We start from the raw sequence: 3,266 nt of genomic DNA on the forward strand, positions 1-3,266 counted from the left end.
GCCCTGCTTGATGAAGGGGCGCTCAAATAGCTCGGGCTTAAGGAGCGCTTCGCCACTTCGAAGGCGCTTTCCAGTGGCGACCCAGTCGCTAGTCCAAAAATCGAGGATCGCCCCAGCCATCTGCGGGTTGCCCCTTGGGGATTCGGGAGTCACGGTCCAGCCTACGATATTGGCGATTTTCGCTGCCCGGTCTGACCACGTGAGCGGGAACCGAATCTGAAGCCCCTCGACCAAGCCATTGAAGGCCAACTGGTTGAGAGCCTGAAGCCAATTCCCGGTTTCTCCGAGATGACCAATGAAGGCCGCGAGAAAATCACGTTTAAAGAAGGCTGAGGTCAGTTCAAGGGACAGCAAGGCCTGAAATACTAATCAGTACATAAGTTAGCGGACATTTCTTGTCGGGATGCGATAATGCGGCATGAGCAAGAGAGACGGTCGTTCGATATCGCACGAGGCGATGGAGGAGATTCGGATTCGGGCCGTGCAGCGGGTCGAAGCCGGTGAATCTCCGGAAGTGGTCATCCAGGCGCTGGGATTTTCGCGTGGTCGAATCTACGAGTGGCTTGCGCGCTACCGGGAAGGCGGGCTTGAGGCACTGCGTGCGAAGCCTGTTCCAGGGCGAACGCCCAAGCTCGATGGTAAGGCGCTGGATTGGCTTTACCGCACAATCACGATGTCGAGCCCCGAGCAGTTCAAGTTCGAGTTTGCTTTGTGGACCCGGGCGATGGTGAGAACCTTGATCCGACAACAGTTCGGCGTGGCGCTGTCCGAGGTAAGTGTGGGTCGGCTGCTCAGAAAGCTGGGCTTGTCGCCGCAGCGCCCGCTGGTGCGGGCCTACCAACGCGATCCCGAGCTCGTTTCGGACTGGATCACGAACGAATTCCCGCGTATTCGAGCCGAGGCCAAAGCCGTAGATGCGGAGATCTTCTTTGCCGACGAAGCTCAGGTCCGCTCTGACTACCATAGTGGAACGACTTGGGCGCCGACCGGGCAAACGCCCATCGTCAAGGGTACCGGTGCGCGGTTCAAAGTGAATCTGATCTCGGCCATCAGCCCGAAAGGACAGTTGCGCTTCATGTGCACAGAAGGCAACGTCACGGCAGACGTATTCATCGAATTCCTCAAACGGCTGATCAATGGGCGCGAGAAGCCCGTGTTCTTGATCGTTGACGGCCACCCGGTCCATCGCAGCGCCAAGGTCAAAGCTTTCGTCGAGAAAACAAAGGGGAGCTTGCGCCTGTTCAGGCTTCCGTCTTACTCCCCCGACCTGAATCCAGACGAGCACGTCTGGGCTCACCTGAAGCACCACAAGATGGGACGCAGCATCATCAAAGGCCCCGACCAGATGAAAAAGATCGCAGTCGGGTTCCTGCGGTCATTGCAAAAAATGCCCGACCTTGTGCGTGCCTTTTTCCGACACCCAAGCACACGGTACGTCATTTCATGAATGTCCGCTTACCAACGTACGGGTTAGTAAGCCTTGTTGAACTGAACCGGAGCAAGTCAAGATTGTTGTCGCCTGACTCATGCAACTAACTCAATTATGTCGTCAGCATGAAGTGCCGCATTGACGACGGAGTCACGCTCCGGGTTGAGGGTGACGCCGCCGATGTGCGACCAGTCGCGCGTTTGACCCGACCAGCGCCGTGGGTTGCGTTCGCGCGCCTGCAGGTAGGTCTGGTGACGCGCGGCCAGGATCGCCCGATCCGCACCGGCGTGGCGCTGCGCTGGTGTGACATAACGGATGCCGCTGTGCCGATGCTCGAAGTTGTACCAGTGAGCGAAGTCAGCTGCCCAGGTGCGTGCCTCATCCAGATCGGCAAATCCGCGCACGGGGAATTCCGGGCGATACTTGGCGGTTTTGAACAACGACTCCACGAAGGGGTTGTCGTCCGAGACCCGAGGCCGGGAGTACGACGGTTTGACCCCGAGCCAGTGGAGCATGGCAAGCACGGTGGTGGCCTTGAGCGTGCTGCCATTGTCGCCGTGCAGCACCGGTTTGGCGGCCATCGCATGCACCCGCTCGGCCAGCGCGGTGCGCTTCACGAGATGGGCCGCGTGGTCGGCGTCGTCGTTGGCATGGACCTCCCAGCCTACGATTTTGCGGCTGTACAAATCCATGATCAGGTAAAGGTAGAACCAAGCTCCCGTCACCTGCGCGGGCAAGTAGGTCATATCCCAGCACCAGACCTCCCCGGGCTCCGTGGCGATGTGCGTGGTGGGCCGACGCGACGGCTGCGGTGCCCGGCTACGACCACGGTGGCGGTTCTGTCCATGCGCGCGCAGGATGCGCTGGAAGCTCGATTCGCTGGCCAGATACACGCCCTCGTCGGCCAGTGTCGGCACGATGCGTGCCGGAGGCAAGGCCGCAAACCGTGGTTCATTGGCCACCGCCAGAATCCGCGCGCGTTCGTCCTCGTTCAACGTATGGCCGGGCAAGGCCCGCTCGGCGTCGGGGCGCTTGTCGCCTACCACGAGCCCGCCTTGCGTCTTCCAGCGCTGCAACGTGCGCACCGTAATCCCCGCCGTCTGGCAGGCCGGCTGCAATCGGGCGCCAGCGCTATGGGCCACTTCAATGTTTCGGACCAATGTCCGGCGATCCTCCAGGCCGATCATGCGTCCTCGTCCCTGTCCTTGTGGAAGATCACCTCGAGTTTTTTTGACAGCACCAGCAAGGCGGCGGTCTCGGCCAGCGCCTTGTCCTTGCGCCGCAACTCGCGCTCCAATTCCTTGATGCGCCGCCGGTCGGCTTTCGTCTCGCGATGGCTGGCGCGTGCGTCCTCGGGCTCAGCCAGTGCCTGGGTCGCCGCCTGGCGCCATTGCTCCAGTTCCAGCGGATACACCCCGCGCTCACGGCACCACGCATTCTTACCTGCCTCGTCCATCGCCGCGGTCACCAGCACCGCCTCGAACCGAGCCGCTGCTGTCCAAGCCCGCTCGCGAGCGGGCCTGGACAGCGCATCCGCACGCCAACGCTCCAAGGTCGGCGCCGAGATGCTCAGATCCCGTGCAACCGATTCCAGTGAAGCACTCTCAGGCGGCAACAACCGCGCCACTGCTTTGTCCTTGAAGGCTTGTCCGTATCTCGCCACTTCGTTCTTCCACTATCGCCCCCGGGTTTGTGATTCTAACGAGGCGACAACAATTCTGACTCAGGGGGCAGTTGCCGAAGCTGTTTTGGAGCTTTCGCCCGAAGTAGCCGGTGAGTTCATGGAGTGGTTCTATGAACGCTGAGACGCCCAACCCAGATCGGAAGAGCACACGTC

The 3,266-nt window shown here is 60.9% G+C and carries 3 protein-coding genes; 1 reads left to right on the forward strand and 2 read right to left on the reverse strand.

The genetic code is table 11. The annotated features are described in order from the left end of the window. Nucleotides 1-354, reverse strand: a 354-nt coding sequence (locus RBT54_RS18355; RefSeq protein WP_320368420.1) for a hypothetical protein, incomplete at its 3' end; no start/stop codon positions are given. A 64-nt stretch (nt 355-418) separates the two neighbouring features. Here RBT54_RS18355 and RBT54_RS18360 point away from each other — a divergent pair. Continuing rightward, entirely contained in the window at nt 419-1,447 is a 1,029-nt protein-coding gene (locus RBT54_RS18360; RefSeq protein ID WP_320368421.1) for an IS630 family transposase, read from the forward strand. Nucleotides 1,448-1,524: 77 nt separating this feature from the next. Here RBT54_RS18360 and RBT54_RS18365 read toward each other — a convergent pair. After that, a protein-coding gene (locus RBT54_RS18365) for an IS3 family transposase (protein ID WP_320368422.1) occupies nt 1,525-3,092 on the reverse strand; the annotation gives its coding sequence in 2 pieces (ribosomal slippage) (nt 1,525-2,654 and nt 2,654-3,092; 1,569 coding nt in all). Nucleotides 3,093-3,266: the final 174 nt, after the last annotated feature.

The sequence above is a fragment of the Thauera sp. genome, assembly GCF_034003485.1.
Taxonomy (GTDB): domain Bacteria; phylum Pseudomonadota; class Gammaproteobacteria; order Burkholderiales; family Rhodocyclaceae; genus Thauera.